Origin of the sequence: Streptomyces hygroscopicus subsp. hygroscopicus (genome assembly GCF_030269125.1) — a bacterium.
In the GTDB taxonomy this organism is placed as follows: Bacteria; Actinomycetota; Actinomycetes; order Streptomycetales; family Streptomycetaceae; genus Streptomyces; species Streptomyces hygroscopicus_C.
The window spans coordinates 108,117-127,066 of the sequence record NZ_BSSM01000013.1; the positions used below are offsets into that span (position 1 = coordinate 108,117).

An 18,950-nucleotide genomic window follows, 5' to 3' on the forward strand; every position below is an offset into this window, starting at 1 on the left:
CGGGAATGATCACTCAGGCAACCGGATCTTCACCTGGTGGTTGTGGTGGGCATGGTCAATCACCGTGCCTTCCACATGGGCACCCAACGGGGGCAGCTCCATCCCTCGCGGCATGGCCGTGATCTCGGCGAGGGCCACGGCGTTCGGGATGCCCTCTACACGGATGAAGACTCCGAAGCGCTGGCGCCCGATGACCTCACCACCGACATGAGTCCCGACAGGCAGAGCGACGACGGTCTCCGCCCAGCTCCGCCGAACCACCTCGGGCTCCGGCACCTCCGGGCCCGCGGGCCACGCGTATTCGTCCATAGAGAGATCATGGCCGCCAGGACCAACCCTCCTTGGCCTCCGCCCCGGAAGTGCGAGCCATCGCGGCCCCTGGCGCCGTCATCGGCGGCCTGACGCTCACCCATGGATGCCGCCGCAACGCCGCCGCGCCCCGCTAACCAGCTTCGGATGTCACCGAAACAGCTCCGGGGCCGGGCAGACCTGTAGCGGCTCTTCCGGCCGCTCTACCTGCCTCCACCAGGTGTGCCGATCGGCGCACTGCCACAGCGAGCGGCAGGCCCGCTGACCGTCGTCGCCTCGGGCGAGTACGAAACCGCCCCGCTTCAGGGGTTGGCCGCACTCGGGGCAAGCGGGAGCGTCCTCGGCCATACGGCAATCCCAACGGGGCTATCGGCTGATCGGGATCTCGTAGACGATCTCGCAGTGTGCGGCGGGCACGACGATGTCCGCGGTCTCCACGGGCCGCCCTTGGTCGCTGTAGTACGTCCGCCGGATGTGCGTGACGAGTGCGGCCTTCTGGATGCCGAGTATCGACGCTTCCTCGGCGGTCGCCTGCCTGGGTTCGGGCTGCTCGACGGCGTGGCTGACGGTGATCCCGATCGCGGCCATGCGGTTCACGACACCTTCCCCGGCGTGCGGCCCTCCCTCGGGTAGGACGACGAGGGTGCCGGCGGTGAGGTCGTACGGCTCCCAGCTCGTGGACAACTGCACCGGCCTGCCGTCGCCCAGGAACTCGTACGTCGTCCGGACGCAGAGATCACCTTCGGCGATACCGAGGCGTGCAGCGATGTCCGCGGGAGCCGGCACCTTGGCGTCGGTACGACTCTCCCAATCTCCTTGCCTGCCCACGGCCTTCATGTCTGCCCGGAACGGCGATCCGTCGGGCCGCTCCCGCGCGGACGAGCGGACCATGCGCACCCGCTGCCGCGGCTCGGCGACATAGGTGCCGGAACCGGCGCGCCCCTCCAGCACACCCTGGGAGATCAGCAGCTCCTGAGCCCGGCGGACGACGTTCTCGCCGACCTCGCACTCCTGGCCGATCTGGGCGCGGGACGGCAGGCGGTCTCCGGGCTCCCACACGTGCTCCGCGATCCGCCGCCGGAGTTCGTCGGCGATACGGAGATAGGGCGGCTGCTCAGGCATATGGAAAATCTAGTCCACTAGCTCTAATCTAGTTAACTAGCTTCACTGAAAGTGATCACCGGTGACGGAGGCTGCCCTGTGCCCGCTTCGGGAGTTAGCGCGGCGGCCATCGCTGCCCGGCTGTCGGCCCTCGGGCTCCCCACACGCCTGGAGGAGCACGACCGGTCCTGGTCGGTCGAGGCAGAGGTGCCGGAATCACTCCCGGCCGAGACCTGGCGAGAGGTCTTGGAAGCCGTGGCGGAGGCCGACCGGTTCGGACTCCTCGCCACCAGCCTGAACGGCCGCACCCTCTGGGCGGCCGTACGCAAAACGGTCCCCACGACGGGCGATGTCGGGGGACCGAGCCATCAGCGATAGGAGCTGAACAGCGTGCTCAACCGTATCCGCCGCGCTGCCGCGCTCGCCAGAGCGCGGTACACCGCCAAGGGCAGGCATCGCCGCCCTTTAACGCCCTCCCGGCCGCTGGCCGCCCTTGTCCCGCCCGTCCCTGCCGACGCCCCGACGGCGGTCCTGGGCCGGGCCACCGAAACCGCGAAGCACCGCCTCCCGCTCGTGGGGGAGGAAAACGCGCTCGTCCGCCCGTACGTGCTGGCCTGGGAGAAACGAGTACGGCGGCGCGCGGTGGTGGTCACCTCTCACATGCCGGCTGAGGCATAGTCGTCTCTCGCGGGAGGTTGCTGATGCTTCCTCCCAAGCGGCCCCACATCACCGAGACGTCGACCATTCCCTACCAGTCGGCCGTGTGCTGCATCGGCATACACCTTGCTTGCGTCGAGTCCTCGCCGGTCTCCGCACCGATCGACCTGCCGCTTGTGTACGAGACATGCGCCTGCCCGTGCCACACGGTGTCTCCCCGCTCCATGAAGGCGGAGGCGGAGCGGTGAGCGGCCGAGCACTCGGCGGCGCGCTGGTCTCCAACGTCGAGGTCACCGCGGCCACCGTGCAACGAGGCGACGTCATCCAACTCGGGGGATTGCACTGTCGGGTGGCCGACCTCTTCCAACTCCCTCAAGGCGCCAAGCAACTTTTCTTCGAGTCCGGCGAACTGCTGACCATGCACGCGCGACCCGACTCGTCGCCGCTCGCATGCTGAGAAGGCGGTGAACCGGCCCGTGCGTGCACGCCATCACGAGATCGCCGACGATCTCCGGCAGCAGATCACAACCGGCCGCATCAAGCCCGGCGAACGCCTCCCGTCCGAGGCTGGCCTCGCCGTCCGCTACAAGGTCAGCACGGTGACACTGCGGAACGCCCTCGCGGTCCTCCAGGCCGAGGGCCTGGTCGAGAAGATCCACGGCAAGGGCAACTTCGTCCGCCGTCGCCCTCGCAAGACCGTGTACGTCGGCGGCTGGGGAACGTTGGACCCGTGGACCGCCGGAGAAGCGGCCCCGAACATCACTGTCAGCGCCACCACGGTCGCGGCACACGGACATCTGACGACCTTGCTCAAGGTGCCGGCGGGCAGCCCGCTCACCGAGTTCTTCTGCATCAGCCGTCAGGGAGGGACCCCGCGCGGACTGGCCCGTATTTACATCCCGCCCGACCTGACCCCGGCCGGAGTCGAGGACGACAACGCCTCTTGGTGGGGGACAGCCACGCGCTTCGCCGTCCTGAGCACGCCACAGGCAACTGTCCTGGAGACGGTCTGCGCCCGCCCACCGACCCCGGAAGAAGCGTCCGCCCTCCGGCTCTGCTCGTTGGCGCCGGTCCTCGCGATCACACGGGTCGCAGCCGACATGTCCGGGCGGGTCATCGAGGCCGCACTTCTGGCGTTCCCGGGCGACCACGTCGACGCCGTCTTCACCACCCACCACCCGACTGATGAGAGGCAGACCCAAGAATGACGGCACCGAATGAACTACGACTCCTGCCGTGGTCGGGCTCGGACGGCAAACCCTGCTACCTGAGCACCGACGACAAGACCGGCTACATGTCCCGCCTGGCGGACAACATCGAAGCGATCCAACTGGGAACGGCAACCGAACTGCTGGAACACGCCACGGACACCCTCAACGACCCTGACACGGACCCGGAGGACCTGCGCCTCCTGGCGAAGGAGCTGACCGGAGCCCTCCGGGACGTACTCCGCGTCGCGACCAGCCGCGGCCACCTCCTGGCCGTGAGCGAACCGCACCAAACCTGAGACGGTGACCGCAAACAGCGCCCACCCATGATGTCCCTCACCTCACGCGGGGAGGGGAGCCCGAACACCAACCGGCTCCCCTCCCCGCTGCTTTACTTCGGCCGCTGGAACGCTGGGCAACGGGGGAGGAAGAGGCTCTGAGCCCTCAGCTTAGGAAGCTGCGGCCCTTTGGGGCCGGGTCGGCCGCTGACCTGGGTGAACGGCTGGGACGCCGTCCCGTCGGGCTGGCTGCTTTCACCGTGGCCCCCGCTGTTCCCCGTCCGATCTGGTGCGCTTGTGGTGCGCGCATGCGTCATCTCCGCTTCGGCGGCACCTATCGCTTCTGCGCCCTGTAGCGCTTCATCAGCACGGTGATTCGTACGTGGTCCGCCTGGCCGTTGAGCTCGGCCACAAGATCGTCAGGACACAACTCGTAGAGATCACCCCACCATCGACGTCCTCGGTTGTCCCAGATCCGGTATCCACCTGGCACACCCCGGGCTACGTAGCGTCTCCTACTCACAGTCCCCCGGTTCCCGGCACCGTTTCTGCCGTGCTTCCATATTCGCTCGCTGGCACGATGGCCTTGTGGCTGATCTAGATGTACTCAGTCATGAGGTTGGTGACAGTCGGCTGATCGGTGGTTGGCCGCCGAGCGCGGTGTGTCGGCGGCCAGTGTTGTAGAAGACGAGCCAGGGCGCGAGTGCTCGGGTTCGTTGGGTGTTGCTGGTGAAGACCTTCCGGTAGGCCCATTCGGTCTGCAGCGTGCGGTTGAAGCGTTCGACCTTTCCGTTGGTCCACGGGCAGTGCGGGCGGGTGAACTTCTGCCGTGCACCGAGCGCTTGGCACGCTGACTGGAAGTCGTGTGAGAGCCGGTAGTTCTTGGCATTGTCGGTCATCACGCGCTCGATGCGGGTGATGCCGTGGGCGTGGAAGAACGCGGCTGCGCGGGTGAGGAAGCCTGCGCAGGTGGTGCCCTTCTCGTCGGGGAGGATCTCGGCGTAGGCAAGGCGGGAGTGGTCGTCGACGGCGGCGTGCACGTAGTCGTAGCCGATGCCTCGTCCGCGGGCGCTCTCACTGTGGCCGTGGGCCCGCCAGCCGCCGTCGGCAGGGATCTTGCCGAGCTTCTTGACGTCGACATGGATCAGGTCGCCGGGGCGGGGGTGTTCGTAGCGTCGGCTGCCGGCCTTGGTGGCGCGGATGACCTGGCCGGTCAGCGGGTCGCAGGCGGCCAGTGGTGGCATCTGGTGGCGGTTGAGGATGCGGCTGATGGTCCGGGCCGGGACGCCGGTGTGCTCGGCCAGGACGTCCGGTCCGGTCCGCAGGGTGCGGCGGGCCTTGAGGACGCGGCGTTCGACGGCCGCGGTGTGCGGCTGGGACGGCGGTGCGGGCTGCTGCTGCGGTCATGCAGCCCCGGCCAGCCCTCGGCGCGGTAGCGGTTCACCCAGCGGTGGGCGCACCTACTTCCTCGGGGCAGGCATCGTCAGAGCTCCTCTCGTGAGCCCAATCTGACCTGCTGTCACCTCTTACCGCATCTCGGGGGAACCTCAGCGGGAGAGGGCGGCGGTGTAGTGGGCGTAGAGCTGCCTGCGCACATCGAAGCTTTGGCCGGCGCGCTCCCTTCGCCAACTGAGCCGATCGGCGATCAACGTCGAACCGACACCGATGACCGCGCCAAGTGCCGTGCTGGCCAGTGATAACCATTCCATGGCGGGTGAGCCTAGGGCGCCCGTTCCCAGGAGCTCTACAGGACAGGGAGGAGCTGAGGGAAGCGGTGCTCCGCGCCCGCCTGGTGGGTGGCGTGCCGGCTGCCCAGTGTTCCCCATAGTTCCTCCCGCCACCTGGCACGCGTCTGGCCCGGGCGCGGCCGTCGCCGTCAGGGGTGTGCGCCCGCCACGCCAGCGACCACCGCTTTAGGAGTTCGATCTGGGGGGCCGAAACTCCTTCGGCAGGACCACCCGGCTTGGGGGCGCTGGCCGTCCAGGTGTGTCTACCTCTGCCGCTGTCCGCCGCCGTTGATGTCGGCGGTGGATGTCAACTCCTGGGTATGGGCACGTCCACGCGGGATCTCAGTGGGGCGAGATGCTCAGTGAGGCTCCGTCCAGGCAGTTGTCGTATGCGGCTTTCATGGAGGGGTACGACGCCCTCAGAGCTATCCGACTGCCCGGAGCATCGTCTTCGCAGACGTATCCCCCTGGGCCTGAAGCTGTCTTGACGTGCAGCATTACTTCGTAGGAGGAGATGTGCACGGCGCGATGTGCCCCCGCTGGGATGACTCCTAGGTTGTGCTCCTCCGCGCATTCGTTGTCCCCGTCGCCGGCACACCAGAAGACGCGCACTGGGTTCGATGTGTTGTTCACCAGAGCGATCAAATCGACGTTCTCGGGGTCGGTCGGATCAGGGTTGCAACCGGCGATAGGTGCAGCCAAGCCCAGCAGGATCATGGTCGCAATGCGGGCAACACGGCTGTTCAGCAGGTCCACTTGCTCTCCGAGGGGGCGTCATATGAAGCCCGCACCGTATCGTAAGACCGCCGCCCCAGGACCTCAGCTTGGGAAGCTAGGGTGATCTAGGGCTCGCTACGCGGCTGACCTGCGGCGGAGGGTTGGCGACGCATGGTGGGCGGGTTCGTTGATTCCCCGGTGTTCCCCGTAGTTCCCCCTACGATCTGGCACGCGTCTGGCACGACCTCTTCGTCCCGAACTACGGGCGGGACGGTCGCTGAGGTCATGCGCGCTGGTCGCGGGGTCGCTAGCGGCTTCCGTCGGTCACCTGCGGTCGGCGCGGTTGCTGTACCTCACTGCTGTACTGCCACCGGCTTTGCCAGCCCGACTCCCGTGCGCTGAGTCCCCCCCGGCGCCTTGATCCGCATCTATGCTCTGAAACAAACGGCGTACGGGGAGGGCCAGCGGGTGCACCGCAAGCGACTGGTGACGGGTGTGCGGGTGTCGGTAGTGCTGATCGCTGTGGTGCTGTCGTCAGCCAGCTGTGGCGGCAGTGGAACATCGCCCAGCGGCAAGGGGCAGAGCTCACACGTCGCAACTCCTGACCTGGCGGCACCCCTCCACGTCCTTCAGCTCAAGAGAGTCTTGGACTTGCAGAGTATGCCCACCGGTTGGAAGACCGGCGTGCAAACCCTCGCCGGTCGTGACGTGCCCAAGGACTCACCGTGCCGCCGGCCCTCGCATGTGTGTGCAGGGATGACGAGCCATGCGATCGTGCAGTACGACAACGAGGACAGCACCGGCAACGTCTACTTTGAGCTCAGTGCGTACGAGGACCGGGAGGCGGCCCTGGCTGGATACAAGAGCCGCAGTGCCTCGTTCGTGGGCAAGGACAACCGTGAGATCTCCATGCCCACGGTCGGCAATGCCAGCACAGCATGTACAGGATCCAACAAGTGGACTGGAGATCCGTTCACTGGCGTGGTTATGCGAGTCGGCACCGTGGTCGCTTCAGTGACTTACACCCATAAGAACAAGGCCGATCCGCAGATGCTGCTGTCTCTGGCGCGGATGCAGGTCGAGCGGATCCAGCAGGCCCAGCGTGGCGAGACCCCCACCGCTCGTCTCGAGGACCATGGCAGTTGAGCACTGTCAGTAGGCAGTGCGTGCGGGAGACGGCCCCTCATCGGCGGGAAACCTGCTGGTGAGGGGCCCTTTCGTGCCCTCCCCTGGCAAGTAACACCCCATCTTGCCGTATCGCCACCCCTGCGCGGAAACCCGTTGGGTTGGGGGGCTGTGACCTGGAGTTTCACCGATGGCGGCCGTGGCGCGTCTGTCGCTGTCGGTCGCCATCGAGTGCCCTTGGGCGTCCTCGCACGGCCCGGAGACGGCCGGGAACGATCAGCCAGGCAACCGGATCCTCACCCGGGTTCGCCGGACCGGTCCAGGTGAGTGTCCGAGAGATGCGGGATCCGCATCGTCCGAAGTCGGCCTCCGACACCGGCGCCAGGCCATGGCCTCCGGGGTCCGTCCACACGCGGGCGCGCGTCGGCGCGGCGAGGGTGGAGCGGGCCGGAGGCCGCAGCGGCGCCCTGCGGCGGGGCCGGGAAGCGCGCCCGCCGGGGCGGGGCGCAGCCGGGGCTCGGCGCCGGAGAGGACATCGAGTCCTGGGCCGTGGTGGCCCGGTCGCCCGTGGCCGAAGGGGCTTCGGCCGGACGCCTCACTCGCCCGGCTGTTCCCGCTTGCGCAGGACGACCAGGACCGCGCCGCCGATGACCACCAGGCCGATGGCCGCGCCGGCGATCAGGGGGGTGAGGGCGGAGCCGCCGGTGGCGGCGAGGTCGGTGTCGTCGGGGGTGGGGGTGGTCAGCGGGGTGGGTTCGCCGACGGTCTGGGTGGTGGTCTTGGCGACGATCGTGCCCTGGACCTTGCAGTCCAGGACGCCGGTGAAGCGGCGGCTGAAGCCGTTCGGGCCGGTGATCGTGAAGTCGTAGCCCTGGTCCTCCTGGAGGGGGACCGGGACGGTGCGCGTGGCGCCCGCCGGGACGGTGTGCTCGGCGCCCATCAGGCGGAAGGTGAAGGGCTGGTCGCCCTTGTTGAAGGCCGTGATGTCCACGGTTCCCTTGGCGCAGTCCTCGCGGGCCGAGACCGCCGGTATCGCGCCCCGCGCCGCCCAGTCGGCCGTCGCGCTCGCGGAGACCGCGGACTCGCTGGAGCCGGCCAGGATCTGGGTCTGGCTGCGGCTGTCGGAGGCGAGGGCGCGGCCCACCGGGACGGTCGTGGACGCCTGCACGGTCAGCTGGGCGGAACCGTCCGCCGCGTCGTGCGGTATGTCGAAGTAGATCCGGCTGCCGTTCCTCGCGCTCGTGAGCACCTTGCCGGTCTTGTCGGTGATCCGCACCCCGCTGGTGGCCGCGTCCGCGGGCGGTATCACCGCGACCGCGCCCGCGTTGGTGTGCACGGTCACCGGACCGACGACCTCCCCGGGACGGCCGGAGACCGCGGGCGGGTCCAGGGACAGCGAGGCGCCCGGCTCGGCGCCGCCGCGGGCGCTGCGCTGGAGGTAGTCGGCGAGTTTCTCGGCCTGCGGGTCGACGGCGTCGACCTTGGCGTGGTCCGAGTAGCGCCAGATGGCCACCTGGGTGCCGGCCGCCGCGTCCTGTTCGGTGAGGCTGTGCACGCCTGCCCGGCGGGCGAGCGCGGCGAGGTCGTTGACCTGGGGGTAGGAGTTCTGCAGGATCCAGCGGATCCTGCCCGCGTCCCGGTTGGTGCCGAGCGAGGTGCCGCTCCAGGACGTCTCCTGGTAGCGGGCGTCGCGCTGGACCGGGTTGTGGAGATCGACGCAGTAGGTCTGCAGGGTGCCGCCGCCGTCCACGGACATCTCGAATAGTCCCGCCGACACCCGCTGGTCGCCGCCGGCCTCATGGACCACGGCCTCGCCGAAGGTCTTCAACCCGTCCAGGCTCGCGCTCGCCCCGCCCTCGGTCTGCGGGGCCACGTCGGCCGCGGCCGCACCCGCGCCGGACAGCACGCCGGCCGCCACGAGCCCGGACACCGTGGCGGTGGCGGCCAGGCGGGCAACGACGGTGGACCGGCAGAACCCAGAGAGCGCAGCAAGCACAGAATTCCCCTTCGAGCAGGACCCGTTGGTCGCGGGGACCGGTCCCACCAGCAGAATCGGCGGCCCCGAGGGGCACGCCCGGCATCCTATGGACTCGGGTGGCGCCTCCCTCGCCGGTCGGATGATCCGATGGCGTTTCCGATCCGGAATCGTTATCGCCGGACCGCCCCTGAGCAGCACTTATCGATAAATCCACCCGCCCGGACAGCTGACATCACGTCACGGTGGCCGGTTCTGCTGCCTGTTGGGCGGTGGTACGGCCCCCGGCATCCGGGGGCGGTGGTGTCTCCCACTCCGGCTCGGGCCGGTTCACCGCGGCCGGGGCCTCGGGCTTCGCCGCGCGGCGGAAGACCGCCGTACCGCGGGAGAGGTCATGGCCGATCGCGGTGGCGTCGATGTCCGCCGAGGCCCACTGCTGCTGTCCGTCGCGCCCGTCCGTACGCACTTTCAGCCGGCCCTGCACGACCAGCGGCTGCCCCACCTCCAGCGACGCCATCGCGTTCGCCGCGAGCTGGCGGTTGGCCCACACGGTGAAGAAGTTGGTGTGCCCGTCCGTCCAGGCGCTCTTCTCCCGGTCCCAGTAGCGCGCGGTGGCCGCGAGCCGGAACCGGAGCGACGGCCCGGCCGCCAGCTCCCGGTACACCGGCGCGGTCGCCACGTTGCCCACCACGCACACCACGGTCTCGTTCATCTCTCGCTCCCCTCCTCCGCCCGGTGCCTTGCGGCCGCGCGGGCAGACGTACGGGCCCGTCCCGTACGGCGGCGTCCGCCACGACCTCAGACTGCCTGTGCCGGGCCGGGCCCGCCGAGCGCTGTGGACGGCCCCCGCGCCTGTGGAAAACCCCGCCACCCACACGAGTGACCGCCGCCGTCCGAGGCCGCCCGATGCCAGCGATGACACCCGGTGCCAGCCGCCCCGCATGCCCTCCGCCGGCCCGGCGGAGCCGCCTTCACCCCACCGCGACCTCCGCCCGCACCACCCTCCCGTACTGCTCCCGCACCTCCCCGTACCGCAGCAGTTCCGACGCCACCGGGTCCAGCACCCGCGCCCGGCCGCAGTTCGCCGCCGACTCGCGCAATCGCCGTTCCGCGTCCTGGCCGTAACGCCGCGCAGGCCCCCGCGCGGCCATCCGGCAGCCCCACTCCACCAGCGGCCCCCCGACGATCCCGCACACCATCAGCAGCACCGCCACGCCCAGGTTGGGCGCCATCACCCCGGCGATCTGGCCGACCAGCCACAGCCCGCCCGCGATCTGCAGCAGCGTCATCGCCGCCTGGACCAGCACCGCCGCCGGCCACCAGCCCGGCCGCGGCGGCCGACCGGACGGCCCCCCGGCCCGCTCCGCCAGCTCGTCCAGCGCCTCCGGCAGCCCCTGCGCACCGCGTACGGCCGCCTCGCGCACCGCCTGCGCCCACGGCGCGGGCAGTCCCGCCGAGGCCCGGTCGGCCACCGTACGCACCGCCTGTTCCACCCGCTGCCGTGCCGTCGCCTCCTCGTCCGCCTGGTCGCGCGCCGCGTGGCGGCCGGTCGGTGCCGTACCGCGCCGCTGGTACCAGCGCCACAGCCGCAGCCAGGGCGTCCCGCACGCCCGGTTGGCGTTGCGCAGCCAGGCCCGTTCGGCGGCCTCACCCGCCGCGGTGGCGCCCACCGCGTCCGCGAGCCGCGCGGCGAACTCCTCACGCGCCTCCTCGCTGAGCCCGACCCGGCGCCCGGCGGCGTACACCGGCCGCAACTCGGCCGCGGCCGCGTCCACGTCGGCGGAGACCCGGCGCGCCGCCGCCCCCCGCTCGGCCACGAACTCGCCGAGAGCCTCGCGCAGTTCGCCGAGTCCGTCTCCGGTGAGCGCGGACAGGGCGAGCACGGTGGCGCCGGGTTCCCCGTGCTCGCCGAGCGCCACACCGTCCTCGTCCAGCAGCCGCCGCAGGTCGTCCAGGACCTGGTCGGCGGCCTCACCGGGCAGCCGGTCGATCTGGTTGAGCACGATGAACATGACCTCGGCGTGCCCGGCCATGGGCCGCAGATAGCGCTCGTGCAGCACGGCGTCGGCGTATTTCTCGGGGTCGACCACCCAGATCACCGCGTCGACCAGCTTCAGGACGCGGTCGACCTGCGCGCGGTGCTGCACGGCGGCGGAGTCGTGGTCGGGCAGGTCGATCAGGACCAGCCCGCGCAACTGCTCCTCCGCCTCCGGGTTGTTCAGCGGACGGCGGCGCAGCCGGCCCGGGATGCCGAGCCGGTCGATGAGGGGTGCGGCACCGTCGCTCCAACTGCACGCGATCGGCGAGGCGGTGGTCGGGCGTCGTACTCCCGTGTCCGAGATGGCGACCCCGGCCAGGGCGTTGAACAGCTGCGACTTGCCGCTGCCGGTGGCACCCGCGATGGCGACGACCGTGTGCCGGCCGGACAGCTTGCGCCGGGCCGCCGCCTCGTCCAGGACCCGGCCCGCCTCGGCGAGCGTCTGGCCGTCCAGCCGTGTCCGGGAGAGTCCGACGAGTTCGCGCAGGGCGTCGAGGCGGGAACGGAGGGGACCCTCGTAGGCGAGGGGGACGGGGGCGCCGGCGGCCGCGCCGCGGGCCGGGGCCGGTTCCAGGGGGATCGCGAGCGCCGCGGCGGAGGCGTCGGTGACGCGGCGGGCGATCAGGCCGTCGTCCCAGGAGCCGGAGGGGTCGGAGGAAGCGGAGCCGGAGGGGCCGGAGGAAGCGGAGGCGGAGGGGGCGGAGGGACCGGAGGAGCCGACAGGACCGGAGGCACCGGAGGAGTCCGGGGGTTCGGGGACGGCGGAGCCCGCGGTGGCCGCCCCCTTGGCGGCCGGGGCGTCTTCGGAGGCGGACGTACGGGGGGCGTGCGGGGAGCCGTCGGCCTCGGCCGGGGCCACGGCCCCTTCCTCGTCGCCGTCCGCCGGGGGCGTGTCCGCCTTCGCCCCCGCCTCCTCCCCACGGGCCGCGCCGGCCGTCGTACCGTCGTCGTCCGTACCGTCGCTCACGGCCCTCTCCCGCCCCTTGCCCCGCTTCCCGAGGTCGATGACCTTCGCGCCCGTTCGCACGTCACCGCCGTGGTCGGCGTGCTCGTGACCGTCGGCCTCGACGGAGTCGCCGGCCTCCCCGCGATCCGCGCGATCCATGTGTTCCCTGTGCTCCGTGTGGTCCCTGCGATCTGTGTGATCTCTGTGATCCATGTGCTCCTGGTCAGTGACGGCGGTCACCGGTCACCTCTCCTTCTGCAGTACGGACAGGGCGGCGATGAGTTCAGCCTGGGGCTCGGGATGGATGTCGAGGGCGTCGAGGGGGGCGAGGCGGCGTTCGCGTTCGCGGTGGACGACACGGTCCACATGCTCGGTGAGCAGCCGTTCGGCGCGGTCGCGCAGCCGCAGCGCGCCGTGGGCGCCGACCCGGTCGGCCAGCCGTTCGCCCGCGTGGCGCGCCCGGCGCCCGCCGAGCAGGGCGGTGGCGACGAGGGCGGCCACGGCCTCGGGGTCGGGCGAGACGGTACGGTCCAGTTCCCGCGCCTCGTCCTCGGCGTACTCCTCCAGCTCGCGCCGCCAGCGCCGTACCGCGAGGCCGATACGGTGCTCCGCGCTCTCCGGGGAGGGATCGTGCCCGGCGAGCCCCGGGGCCGCCGCGGCGGGCTCGCGGCGCCATGCCTCCGCCACCCGCTCGTCGGCGGCGGTGACGGCGCACAGCAGCAGGGCGGCGAGGCTCTCCACCAGGGCGTCGAGGAGTTCGCCCGCGGTGCAGTCCAGGGGGAAGGCGCGCCAGCGTTTGAGGGCGCCGCCGGCGAGTACGGCACCGGACTGGAGGCGGTCGCGCAGCCGCGCGTGCTCGCTGTCGTACGCGCCCTCCACGGCGTTGGTGAGCCGCAGGGCGGCCGCGTACTGGGCCGCGGCGGCGCCGGCCAGCTCGGGCATGCGGGTCCTCAGCGAGTCGAGGAGGCCGTGGGCCGTGCGGGCCATGACGTACTGCCGGGCGCCGGGGTCCTGGGCGCTCTGCACGAGCCAGGTGCGCAGGGGCGCGACGGCGGTGGCGGGCAGCAGGCCCGCGCTCCAGACGGACTCGGGCAGCTCGGGCACGGTGAAGCGGGGGACGTCGCCCAGGCCGGCCTTGGTCAGCAGGGCGGCGTACTGCCGGGAGACCTCGGAGACGACCTGGTGGGGCACGCGGTCGAGGACGGTGACGAGCATGGCGTCGTACTCCTTGGCGGTGCGCAGCAGGTGCCAGGGGACGGCGTCGGCGTAGCGGGCGGCGCTGGTGACCATGACCCAGATGTCGGCGGCGCAGAGCAGTTCGGCGGCGAGGACGCGGTTCTCGGCGACCAGCGAATCGACGTCGGGCGCGTCGAGGAGGGCGAGGCCGCGCGGGAGTGTGTCGGCGGTCTCGATGCGCAGCGCGCGGGCCGGGTGGTCGCCTCCGCCGGGGAGCAGGAGGTCGTCGTCGCGGGAGTCGTGGTGGGGCACCCAGACGCGCGGGAGGTCGGGCAGGACGCGCAGGCCGCTGAACCAGTGGTGATCCGCCGGATGGCAGACCAGGACCGGGGTGCGGGTCGTCGGCCGGAGCACGCCCGCCTCGCTCACCCGCCGCCCGACGAGGGAGTTGACGAGGGTCGACTTCCCCGCGCCGGTGGACCCGCCGACGACGGCCAGCAGCGGTGCCTCGGGGGCCCGTAGTCTGGGTACGAGGTAGTCGTCCAGCTGGGCGAGGAGTTCGTCGCGATTGGCACGCGCGCGTGGGGCCCCGGCCAGGGGCAGCGGAAAGCGTGCGGCGGCGACACGGTCGCGCAGAGCGGAGAGTGTGTCGAGCAGCTGGGGCCGTACGTCCAAGGTCACCACATGCGAAGAATGCCCAATTTTAGGGGAATTCTGAAGCATATGGACATGTCTGCGCGCCGACGGAACAGAAAGGGCGGATCGGGCGACTGGGACACGGGTGCGGGCCAGGCATAACGAGTGCACAACACCCGGTGGCGTCGGACGCCAAAAGCGCTGCACGATTCGTACCTGCCTGCGATTATCAGGACCGCTTCACCGAACCTCCACATCGAGCCACGGAGGCGAAGCGACAGGGTCGGCGAGCAGGGAGCTTTATCCTTGGACCCGCCACCAGGCCCCCGTAGCTCAGCGGATAGAGCAGGCGCCTTCTAAGCGCTTGGCCGCAGGTTCGAGTCCTGCCGGGGGCGCCACGCGGGGCCCTCCCTCAGGGGAGGGCTTTTTGCTGGTCGGGGTGGGTGCCGCCGGGCGCGCGTCAGCCCCGGAAGCGCCCCTGACGATAAAGGGCGGACTCCGGGACTGTCCGGCTGTCGCCGGGTTTTCGCGGGTGGCCGTGTCGAATACGTTCGAAGTTTCGCGGTCGAAGGGTCAGCCGGTGGACGGCCGCTCGGGGAGATCTCCGGCCGCTTCGAGCCGCCTCTTCAGGCCGGGTAGCTGCCCGTCGACGCAGCAGGCGCAGGTGGCCAGGGGCACGGCGACGCTCTTCCCGGTCCACTCCGCCACCTGGGGGGCGGGATGCCGTGTTGAGCCACTTGGTCAGACGCGTGTTCCGGTAGCGACTCCGGCAGCGCACCCGCGACTGAGGCCCCACCCTTCCCCCGCCTCCGGGGCGCGGCCTGCCCCCTGTCGACACCGCGGCCGGCCGCGCCCGGAGACCGCGGGCGCGGGGGGCGCCGACCCCCGCGCAGGACGCGCGCGTAAGGGTCGTACAGTGCCCGGATCGAGAGGGGAGACAGGCGTGCGACTTCGCTGTGCGGTGCTGGACGACTTCCAGGGCGTGGCCACCACGTCGGCCGACTGGTCGGTGATCGAGGACGCGGTGGAGGTCGTGCCGCTGCGTGAGCACCTGGCCGGCGAGGACGCGCTCGCCACGGCCCTCGCCGAGTACGACATCGTCGTCACGCTGCGCGAACGCGTCGCATTCCCGGGCTCGTTGATCGCGCGGCTGCCCCGGCTGCGGCTGATCGTGGCAACCGGGATGCGCAACACCGTGATCGACTACGCCGCGGCCGAGGCGCACGGCGTCACCGTGTGCGGGACGCAGAGCTCCGGGACGCCGCCGGTGGAGCTGACCTGGGCGCTCCTGCTGGGGCTCGCCCGGGGGATCGTCCAGGAGAACACCGCGCTGCGCGGCGGCGGGCCCTGGCAGTCCACGGTCGGCGCCGATCTGCACGGCGCCCGCCTCGGTGTGCTCGGGCTCGGCAGGATCGGCACCGGGGTGGCGCGGGTGGGGCTCGCCTTCGGCATGCGGGTCGGCGCGTGGAGTCCGCGGCTGACCGGGGAGCGTGCCGCCGAGGCCGGGGTGGAACTGGCCGCGTCCAAGGAGGAGCTGCTGGCCGGCAGCGACTTCGTCTCCGTGCACGTGCCCGGCGGCGACCGCACCCGGGGCCTGGTCGGCGCCGCCGAACTCGCCCTGCTGAAGCCGACCGCCTACCTGATCAACACCTCCCGCGCCTCGGTGGTGGACCAGGACGCCCTCCTCGCCGCGCTGCACGAGGGCCGGATCGCGGGCGCCGGCGTCGACGTCTTCGACATCGAGCCCCTGCCCGCCGACCACCCGATGCGCACCGCGCCCCGACTGCTCGCCACCCCGCACCTCGGCTATGTCTCCGCGGCCAACTTCCGGACGTACTTCACCCAGGCGGTGGAGGACATCCGGGCGTATGTGGCGGGTTCGCCCGTACGCCGGCTGCCCTGAACAACGTTCTGCCTGTTGAAAGGGTGATCCGGGACTGATCACCGTGACCGCGTTCGGACGGCCGCGTTGAACGGGGAGTGCGACGGCAGGACCGGCCGTCGCGCTTCCCGAGCGACAGAAGGAGAACGTGATGTCTCGCATCGCGAAGGCAGCGGCCGTGGCCCTCGGCGCCGGTGCCGTGGTGATCAGCGGGGCCGGGCTGGCCCTGGCCGACGCGGGCGCCAACGGCGCGGCCGTCGGTTCGCCCGGTGCGCTGTCCGGCAACGTGCTCGAGGTTCCGATCGACATCCCGGTGAACGTGTGCGGTGACACCGTGAACATCATCGGCCTGCTGGACCCCGCCTTCGGCAACGCCTGCGTCAACCAGGGCGGCACCCTCGAACAGCCCGTCAGCGGCTACGGCCGCTGAGGCGCCGCCGCGCCCCGCGAAGAGCCCCGGCACCTCCGAGCGCCGGGGCTCTTCGCGACCGTCGCCGGTACGACCTCACGCGTACCGGTAGATCCCGCTCACGTCATCCAGCTGGTCCGGGGTCTCGGTCCACGGCGGCAGCTTCTCGTGCCGCGCGACCACCCGGCCGTGCTGCGCGTCGCCCATGCCGGGCGGTTCGGCCGGCAGATAGCGGTGGCTGCCGTGCGCGCGCTGCCAGCGCTCCCACTGCATGTCGAGGTAGGCGTGGTGCAGCCAGAACACCGGGTCGTTGACGGACGCGGCGCCGAGCATCGTCCCGCCGACCCAGCGGTGCACCCGGTTGTGGTTGTGCCAGGAGGCGCTGCCGCTGCCGGTGCCCCAGCCCTCCAGCTTGTTCCGGAAGCCCTTGGTGACGGTCGAGTCCCAGGGCGGTACGTCGTAGACCGGGTCGTCCAGTGCCCAGCTCACGTCGTCCTTCGTGGGCAGCTGGATGGGAGAGGCGGCGCGGCCGAGGTCGCGGGTGAGGTAACGGCCGTCGGTGACACCCTCCCTGATGGTCCAGTGACCCGCCGAGTAGGCGAACGGACCGTCCATCACCTGCTGGTCGGAGCGTCGGCCGTTGCCGCCGAGCAGGTCCTTGGTCCAGGGCGCCGAGGTCGTCGTGCGGTCGCGGGTCCAGTCCCAGTACGGCACGGTCACCGAGGAGTCGACGCGGCGCAGCGAGTCCTCCAGCTCCAGCAGGAACCGGCGGTGCCAGGGCAGGAAGGAGGGCGCCATGTGGGCGGTGCGCAGATGGGTCTCGCCGTCGGCGGCGTAGTACGCGATGTGGGTGCGCACGAACTCGTCGTACTCGCCGCGCCTCTTGACCTCCAGCAGGGCGTTCACGAATCGTTTCCGCTCGGTGGCGGTGAGGGCGCTGACGTTCTTACGCACGTACGCCATGGCGGCCCCCCATGCCCGTCCCGGGCGCCGTTCCCGCGCCCATGTCCATGTGCACGCCCATGCGGTCCAGCAGGTCCGTGACGCCGTCGGGCAGGGCGCCGTCGAGCGGGCCCGGGGCCAGCTCGCGCAGCCGCTGGCCGGGACCGAGTTCGTCCACCGCGGCGCGTGCCGCCTCCAGGGGCGTGCGGTACGACGTGTAGTGGTCGACCATGCTGAGCCAGGTGCCGTCGGCCCGCCGCATCAGATGCAGCGGGCGGCCGTCGACGGTGATCCGCCAGTCGTCCTCGGAGGTGCTGCGCCCCGCCTCCCGAAGCCGGACGCCCTGGATGCGCCGGCCCCGGTACGTCTCGTCGAAGGAGTCGCCGCCGGCGGCCGGGGGCACCGGCCGGGAGGCGGCGACGACCGGCGCGAGCGCGAGGGCGGCGACGCAGGACAGCAGCCCCCGCGTCACCCGCCTTCGTCCCGTCCCGGCCGTCGTATCAGCTCTGACCTGCTCTGTCGCGCCCGCCGCCGTTGCGTCGTCGCCGTCGACCATCGCACTCTCCTCGTCCGGGGACATGTGTCGAACCCGCTAACGGCGAGGGAGGGGCCGGGTCACCGGCGTACGGCCGAACGGCGCTGACGAGGGAGCCGTGCGGGTTACCGGGCCGGACCCGGGCCCGGATCGGTGCCGGTCACGGTGCGCGGGCCGGGCGAAGAGCCTCGGGCGCGTCCCGGGTCGGTGCCCGAGTCGTGCTCACCGCGGCGGCCGGCCGGTCACCCACGGGTCCGACCGACCGGCCGGGCTCGTGTCCCACCGCCGGTCACGCGCGCGCGGTCCCGTGGCCGCGCCGTCGGCCGGGGCCCCGGTCGTCAGCCACGCAGGCTGGTGGCCGGAAGGACGAGGTGCGCGGCGGCGTTCAGGGTCTCCGGGGCCCCGGCGAACGCGGCCAGCGCGGCCGGCCGCACGATGCTGCCGGGCGCTCCCTCGGGCCAGGCGCGGGTGGTGAAGACCAGGTAGGCGAAGCCGCGGGCGCGGACGGCGGCGAGCCACTCCGGCGGCGCGGGGGCCTGGGCGATCAGCCGCGGCATCCGGACGACGGCCTGGCCGGCCTCCACCAGCAGGGTGATGGGCAGGTTGCGCCGATAGGCGCCGTCGACCAGCTCGCCGCCGACCGGCAGCCCGTTGTCCACGAGCAGTTGCTCGACCGCGGCCGCGGTGACCTGGGGGCCGCCCGCGGCGTCGCCTAGGGAGTAGACCAGCAGATAGGGCATGTCGGTGCCGTCGGAGGCCGCACCGCTCCAGGGCAGCACGACCAGCGTGCCGAGATCGGCGGGGCGCAGTTCCGTGGGGGTTGGGGTCACCGCGCGACCATATCGACGCGCCCGACGCGGCCCGGCGGCTTCTCACCCGGACGGACCAGTGGCCCGGGGGGCTCCACACGAACGAGGGAAACGACCTCGAACGGATCGGGGCCGGCACCGCGGATGCGGTACCGGCCCCGGTCGCGGGGGGTGTCAGCTCTGCAGGGGCAGGCCGCCCAGCAGCGGGTTGTGCTGGTTCAGCGCGGCGGTGGCGCCCTTGACCGTGTGCAGCACGGAGTCCTTGCTCTCGGTGTCGAGCGCGTTCGACCGGTGCTGCAGCGGCATCGCGTCCCGCAGAGTGATGCCGCCCTCGGCGAGCTGGTCGACGGCGCCGTTGAGGCTGGAGGGCGTCAGGTCGGCGGTGTCGTACGCGAACGCGGGCGCGGCGACGCCGGCGAGGGCGACGGAACCGGCGAGGACGGCGGCGGCCTTCAGGGACTTCATTCATGTTCCTTTCTT

At 71.5% G+C, this 18,950-nt stretch carries 19 protein-coding genes, 1 tRNA gene and 2 pseudogenes; 8 read left to right on the forward strand and 14 right to left on the reverse strand.

Going from position 1 to position 18,950, the window contains the following annotated elements; translation table 11 throughout:
* Nucleotides 1–9 precede the first annotated feature (9 nt).
* Nucleotides 10–309: a hypothetical protein gene (locus tag QSK45_RS26690; protein ID WP_285561237.1), complete on the reverse strand. Its 300-nt coding sequence runs from the start codon at nt 307–309 to the stop codon at nt 10–12.
* A gap of 366 nt (nt 310–675) precedes the next feature.
* Nucleotides 676–1,431, reverse strand: a complete 756-nt coding sequence (locus QSK45_RS26695) for a GntR family transcriptional regulator (protein ID WP_285561239.1) — start codon at nt 1,429–1,431, stop codon at nt 676–678.
* 78 nt (nt 1,432–1,509) lie between these two features.
* On the opposite strand from QSK45_RS26695, the gene QSK45_RS26700 reads away from it, so the two are divergent.
* The 4 genes and pseudogenes from QSK45_RS26700 (at nt 1,510) to QSK45_RS26715 (ending at nt 3,574) form a co-directional block, all read left to right on the forward strand.
* Nucleotides 1,510–1,788: a hypothetical protein gene (locus tag QSK45_RS26700; RefSeq protein WP_285561493.1), complete on the forward strand. Its 279-nt coding sequence runs from the start codon at nt 1,510–1,512 to the stop codon at nt 1,786–1,788.
* Nucleotides 1,789–2,311: 523 nt separating this feature from the next.
* Nucleotides 2,312–2,535: pseudogene (locus QSK45_RS26705) on the forward strand (hypothetical protein).
* An 8-nt stretch (nt 2,536–2,543) separates the two neighbouring features.
* Nucleotides 2,544–3,275, forward strand: coding sequence for a GntR family transcriptional regulator (locus QSK45_RS26710; protein ID WP_285561241.1), 732 nt, complete (start codon nt 2,544–2,546; stop codon nt 3,273–3,275).
* Complete coding sequence (locus tag QSK45_RS26715) at nt 3,272–3,574, forward strand: hypothetical protein (protein WP_285561243.1); 303 nt, start codon at nt 3,272–3,274, stop codon at nt 3,572–3,574. The genes QSK45_RS26710 and QSK45_RS26715 overlap by 4 nt, the downstream gene beginning before the upstream one ends.
* A gap of 313 nt (nt 3,575–3,887) precedes the next feature.
* On the opposite strand, the gene QSK45_RS26720 is transcribed toward QSK45_RS26715, so the two are convergent.
* The 4 genes and pseudogenes from QSK45_RS26720 to QSK45_RS26735 form a co-directional block, all read right to left on the reverse strand.
* Complete coding sequence (locus tag QSK45_RS26720) at nt 3,888–4,076, reverse strand: hypothetical protein (RefSeq protein WP_285561245.1); 189 nt, start codon at nt 4,074–4,076, stop codon at nt 3,888–3,890.
* An 88-nt stretch (nt 4,077–4,164) separates the two neighbouring features.
* Nucleotides 4,165–5,015, reverse strand: a pseudogene (locus tag QSK45_RS26725) (IS481 family transposase); the annotation flags it as partial.
* 85 nt (nt 5,016–5,100) lie between these two features.
* Entirely contained in the window at nt 5,101–5,262 is a 162-nt protein-coding gene (locus QSK45_RS26730; protein ID WP_285561247.1) for a hypothetical protein, read from the reverse strand.
* 360 nt (nt 5,263–5,622) lie between these two features.
* Nucleotides 5,623–6,036, reverse strand: a complete 414-nt coding sequence (locus QSK45_RS26735) for a hypothetical protein (RefSeq protein WP_285561249.1) — start codon at nt 6,034–6,036, stop codon at nt 5,623–5,625.
* 378 nt (nt 6,037–6,414) lie between these two features.
* On the opposite strand from QSK45_RS26735, the gene QSK45_RS26740 reads away from it, so the two are divergent.
* On the forward strand, nt 6,415–7,143 hold the full coding sequence (locus QSK45_RS26740; protein WP_285561251.1) for a hypothetical protein: 729 nt from the start codon (nt 6,415–6,417) through the stop codon (nt 7,141–7,143).
* A 574-nt stretch (nt 7,144–7,717) separates the two neighbouring features.
* Here the strand turns inward: QSK45_RS26740 and QSK45_RS26745 are convergent.
* The 4 genes from QSK45_RS26745 to QSK45_RS26760 all read right to left on the reverse strand — a co-directional run bounded on the left by QSK45_RS26745 (nt 7,718) and on the right by QSK45_RS26760 (nt 13,941).
* On the reverse strand, nt 7,718–9,118 hold the full coding sequence (locus tag QSK45_RS26745) for a Cys-Gln thioester bond-forming surface protein (RefSeq protein WP_285561253.1): 1,401 nt from the start codon (nt 9,116–9,118) through the stop codon (nt 7,718–7,720).
* A 214-nt stretch (nt 9,119–9,332) separates the two neighbouring features.
* On the reverse strand, nt 9,333–9,809 hold the full coding sequence (locus QSK45_RS26750) for a single-stranded DNA-binding protein (RefSeq protein WP_285561256.1): 477 nt from the start codon (nt 9,807–9,809) through the stop codon (nt 9,333–9,335).
* A gap of 259 nt (nt 9,810–10,068) precedes the next feature.
* Nucleotides 10,069–12,240, reverse strand: coding sequence for a YfjP family GTPase (locus tag QSK45_RS26755; RefSeq protein WP_490993622.1), 2,172 nt, complete (start codon nt 12,238–12,240; stop codon nt 10,069–10,071).
* Nucleotides 12,241–12,324: 84 nt separating this feature from the next.
* Nucleotides 12,325–13,941, reverse strand: a complete 1,617-nt coding sequence (locus tag QSK45_RS26760; protein WP_285561259.1) for a dynamin family protein — start codon at nt 13,939–13,941, stop codon at nt 12,325–12,327.
* 274 nt (nt 13,942–14,215) lie between these two features.
* Here QSK45_RS26760 and QSK45_RS26765 point away from each other — a divergent pair.
* The 3 genes from QSK45_RS26765 (at nt 14,216) to QSK45_RS26775 (ending at nt 16,205) form a co-directional block, all read left to right on the forward strand.
* Nucleotides 14,216–14,291, forward strand: a tRNA-Arg gene (locus QSK45_RS26765).
* A 545-nt stretch (nt 14,292–14,836) separates the two neighbouring features.
* Nucleotides 14,837–15,796: a D-2-hydroxyacid dehydrogenase family protein gene (locus QSK45_RS26770; protein WP_285561260.1), complete on the forward strand. Its 960-nt coding sequence runs from the start codon at nt 14,837–14,839 to the stop codon at nt 15,794–15,796.
* 130 nt (nt 15,797–15,926) lie between these two features.
* Entirely contained in the window at nt 15,927–16,205 is a 279-nt protein-coding gene (locus QSK45_RS26775; RefSeq protein WP_285561262.1) for a chaplin, read from the forward strand.
* Between the two features lie 75 nt (nt 16,206–16,280).
* Here the strand turns inward: QSK45_RS26775 and QSK45_RS26780 are convergent, their stop codons facing one another.
* From QSK45_RS26780 to QSK45_RS26795, 4 genes are all read right to left on the reverse strand, one after another.
* A complete protein-coding gene (locus QSK45_RS26780) occupies nt 16,281–17,147 on the reverse strand; it encodes a tyrosinase family protein (protein ID WP_285561264.1) in 867 nt (288 codons plus the stop codon).
* Nucleotides 17,131–17,682, reverse strand: coding sequence for a tyrosinase cofactor (locus tag QSK45_RS26785; RefSeq protein ID WP_285561266.1), 552 nt, complete (start codon nt 17,680–17,682; stop codon nt 17,131–17,133). Before QSK45_RS26785 ends, QSK45_RS26780 begins: the two co-directional genes overlap by 17 nt.
* Before the next feature lie 317 nt (nt 17,683–17,999).
* Nucleotides 18,000–18,491, reverse strand: a complete 492-nt coding sequence (locus tag QSK45_RS26790) for a DUF5949 family protein (protein WP_285561268.1) — start codon at nt 18,489–18,491, stop codon at nt 18,000–18,002.
* Nucleotides 18,492–18,644: 153 nt separating this feature from the next.
* Nucleotides 18,645–18,935: a hypothetical protein gene (locus tag QSK45_RS26795; protein ID WP_285561269.1), complete on the reverse strand. Its 291-nt coding sequence runs from the start codon at nt 18,933–18,935 to the stop codon at nt 18,645–18,647.
* Nucleotides 18,936–18,950: the final 15 nt, after the last annotated feature.

Coding starts and splice junctions, on each gene's coding strand:
- QSK45_RS26755 (WP_490993622.1), bottom strand. CDS start 12,240: ATGGATCGCGCGGATCGCGGGGAGGCCGGCGACTCCGTCGAGGCCGAC.
- QSK45_RS26715 (WP_285561243.1), top strand. CDS start 3,272: ATGACGGCACCGAATGAACTACGACTCCTGCCGTGGTCGGGCTCGGAC.
- QSK45_RS26690 (WP_285561237.1), bottom strand. CDS start 309: ATGGACGAATACGCGTGGCCCGCGGGCCCGGAGGTGCCGGAGCCCGAG.
- QSK45_RS26730 (WP_285561247.1), bottom strand. CDS start 5,262: ATGGAATGGTTATCACTGGCCAGCACGGCACTTGGCGCGGTCATCGGT.
- QSK45_RS26780 (WP_285561264.1), bottom strand. CDS start 17,147: ATGGCGTACGTGCGTAAGAACGTCAGCGCCCTCACCGCCACCGAGCGG.
- QSK45_RS26750 (WP_285561256.1), bottom strand. CDS start 9,809: ATGAACGAGACCGTGGTGTGCGTGGTGGGCAACGTGGCGACCGCGCCG.
- QSK45_RS26795 (WP_285561269.1), bottom strand. CDS start 18,935: ATGAAGTCCCTGAAGGCCGCCGCCGTCCTCGCCGGTTCCGTCGCCCTC.
- QSK45_RS26695 (WP_285561239.1), bottom strand. CDS start 1,431: ATGCCTGAGCAGCCGCCCTATCTCCGTATCGCCGACGAACTCCGGCGG.
- QSK45_RS26785 (WP_285561266.1), bottom strand. CDS start 17,682: ATGGTCGACGGCGACGACGCAACGGCGGCGGGCGCGACAGAGCAGGTC.
- QSK45_RS26775 (WP_285561262.1), top strand. CDS start 15,927: ATGTCTCGCATCGCGAAGGCAGCGGCCGTGGCCCTCGGCGCCGGTGCC.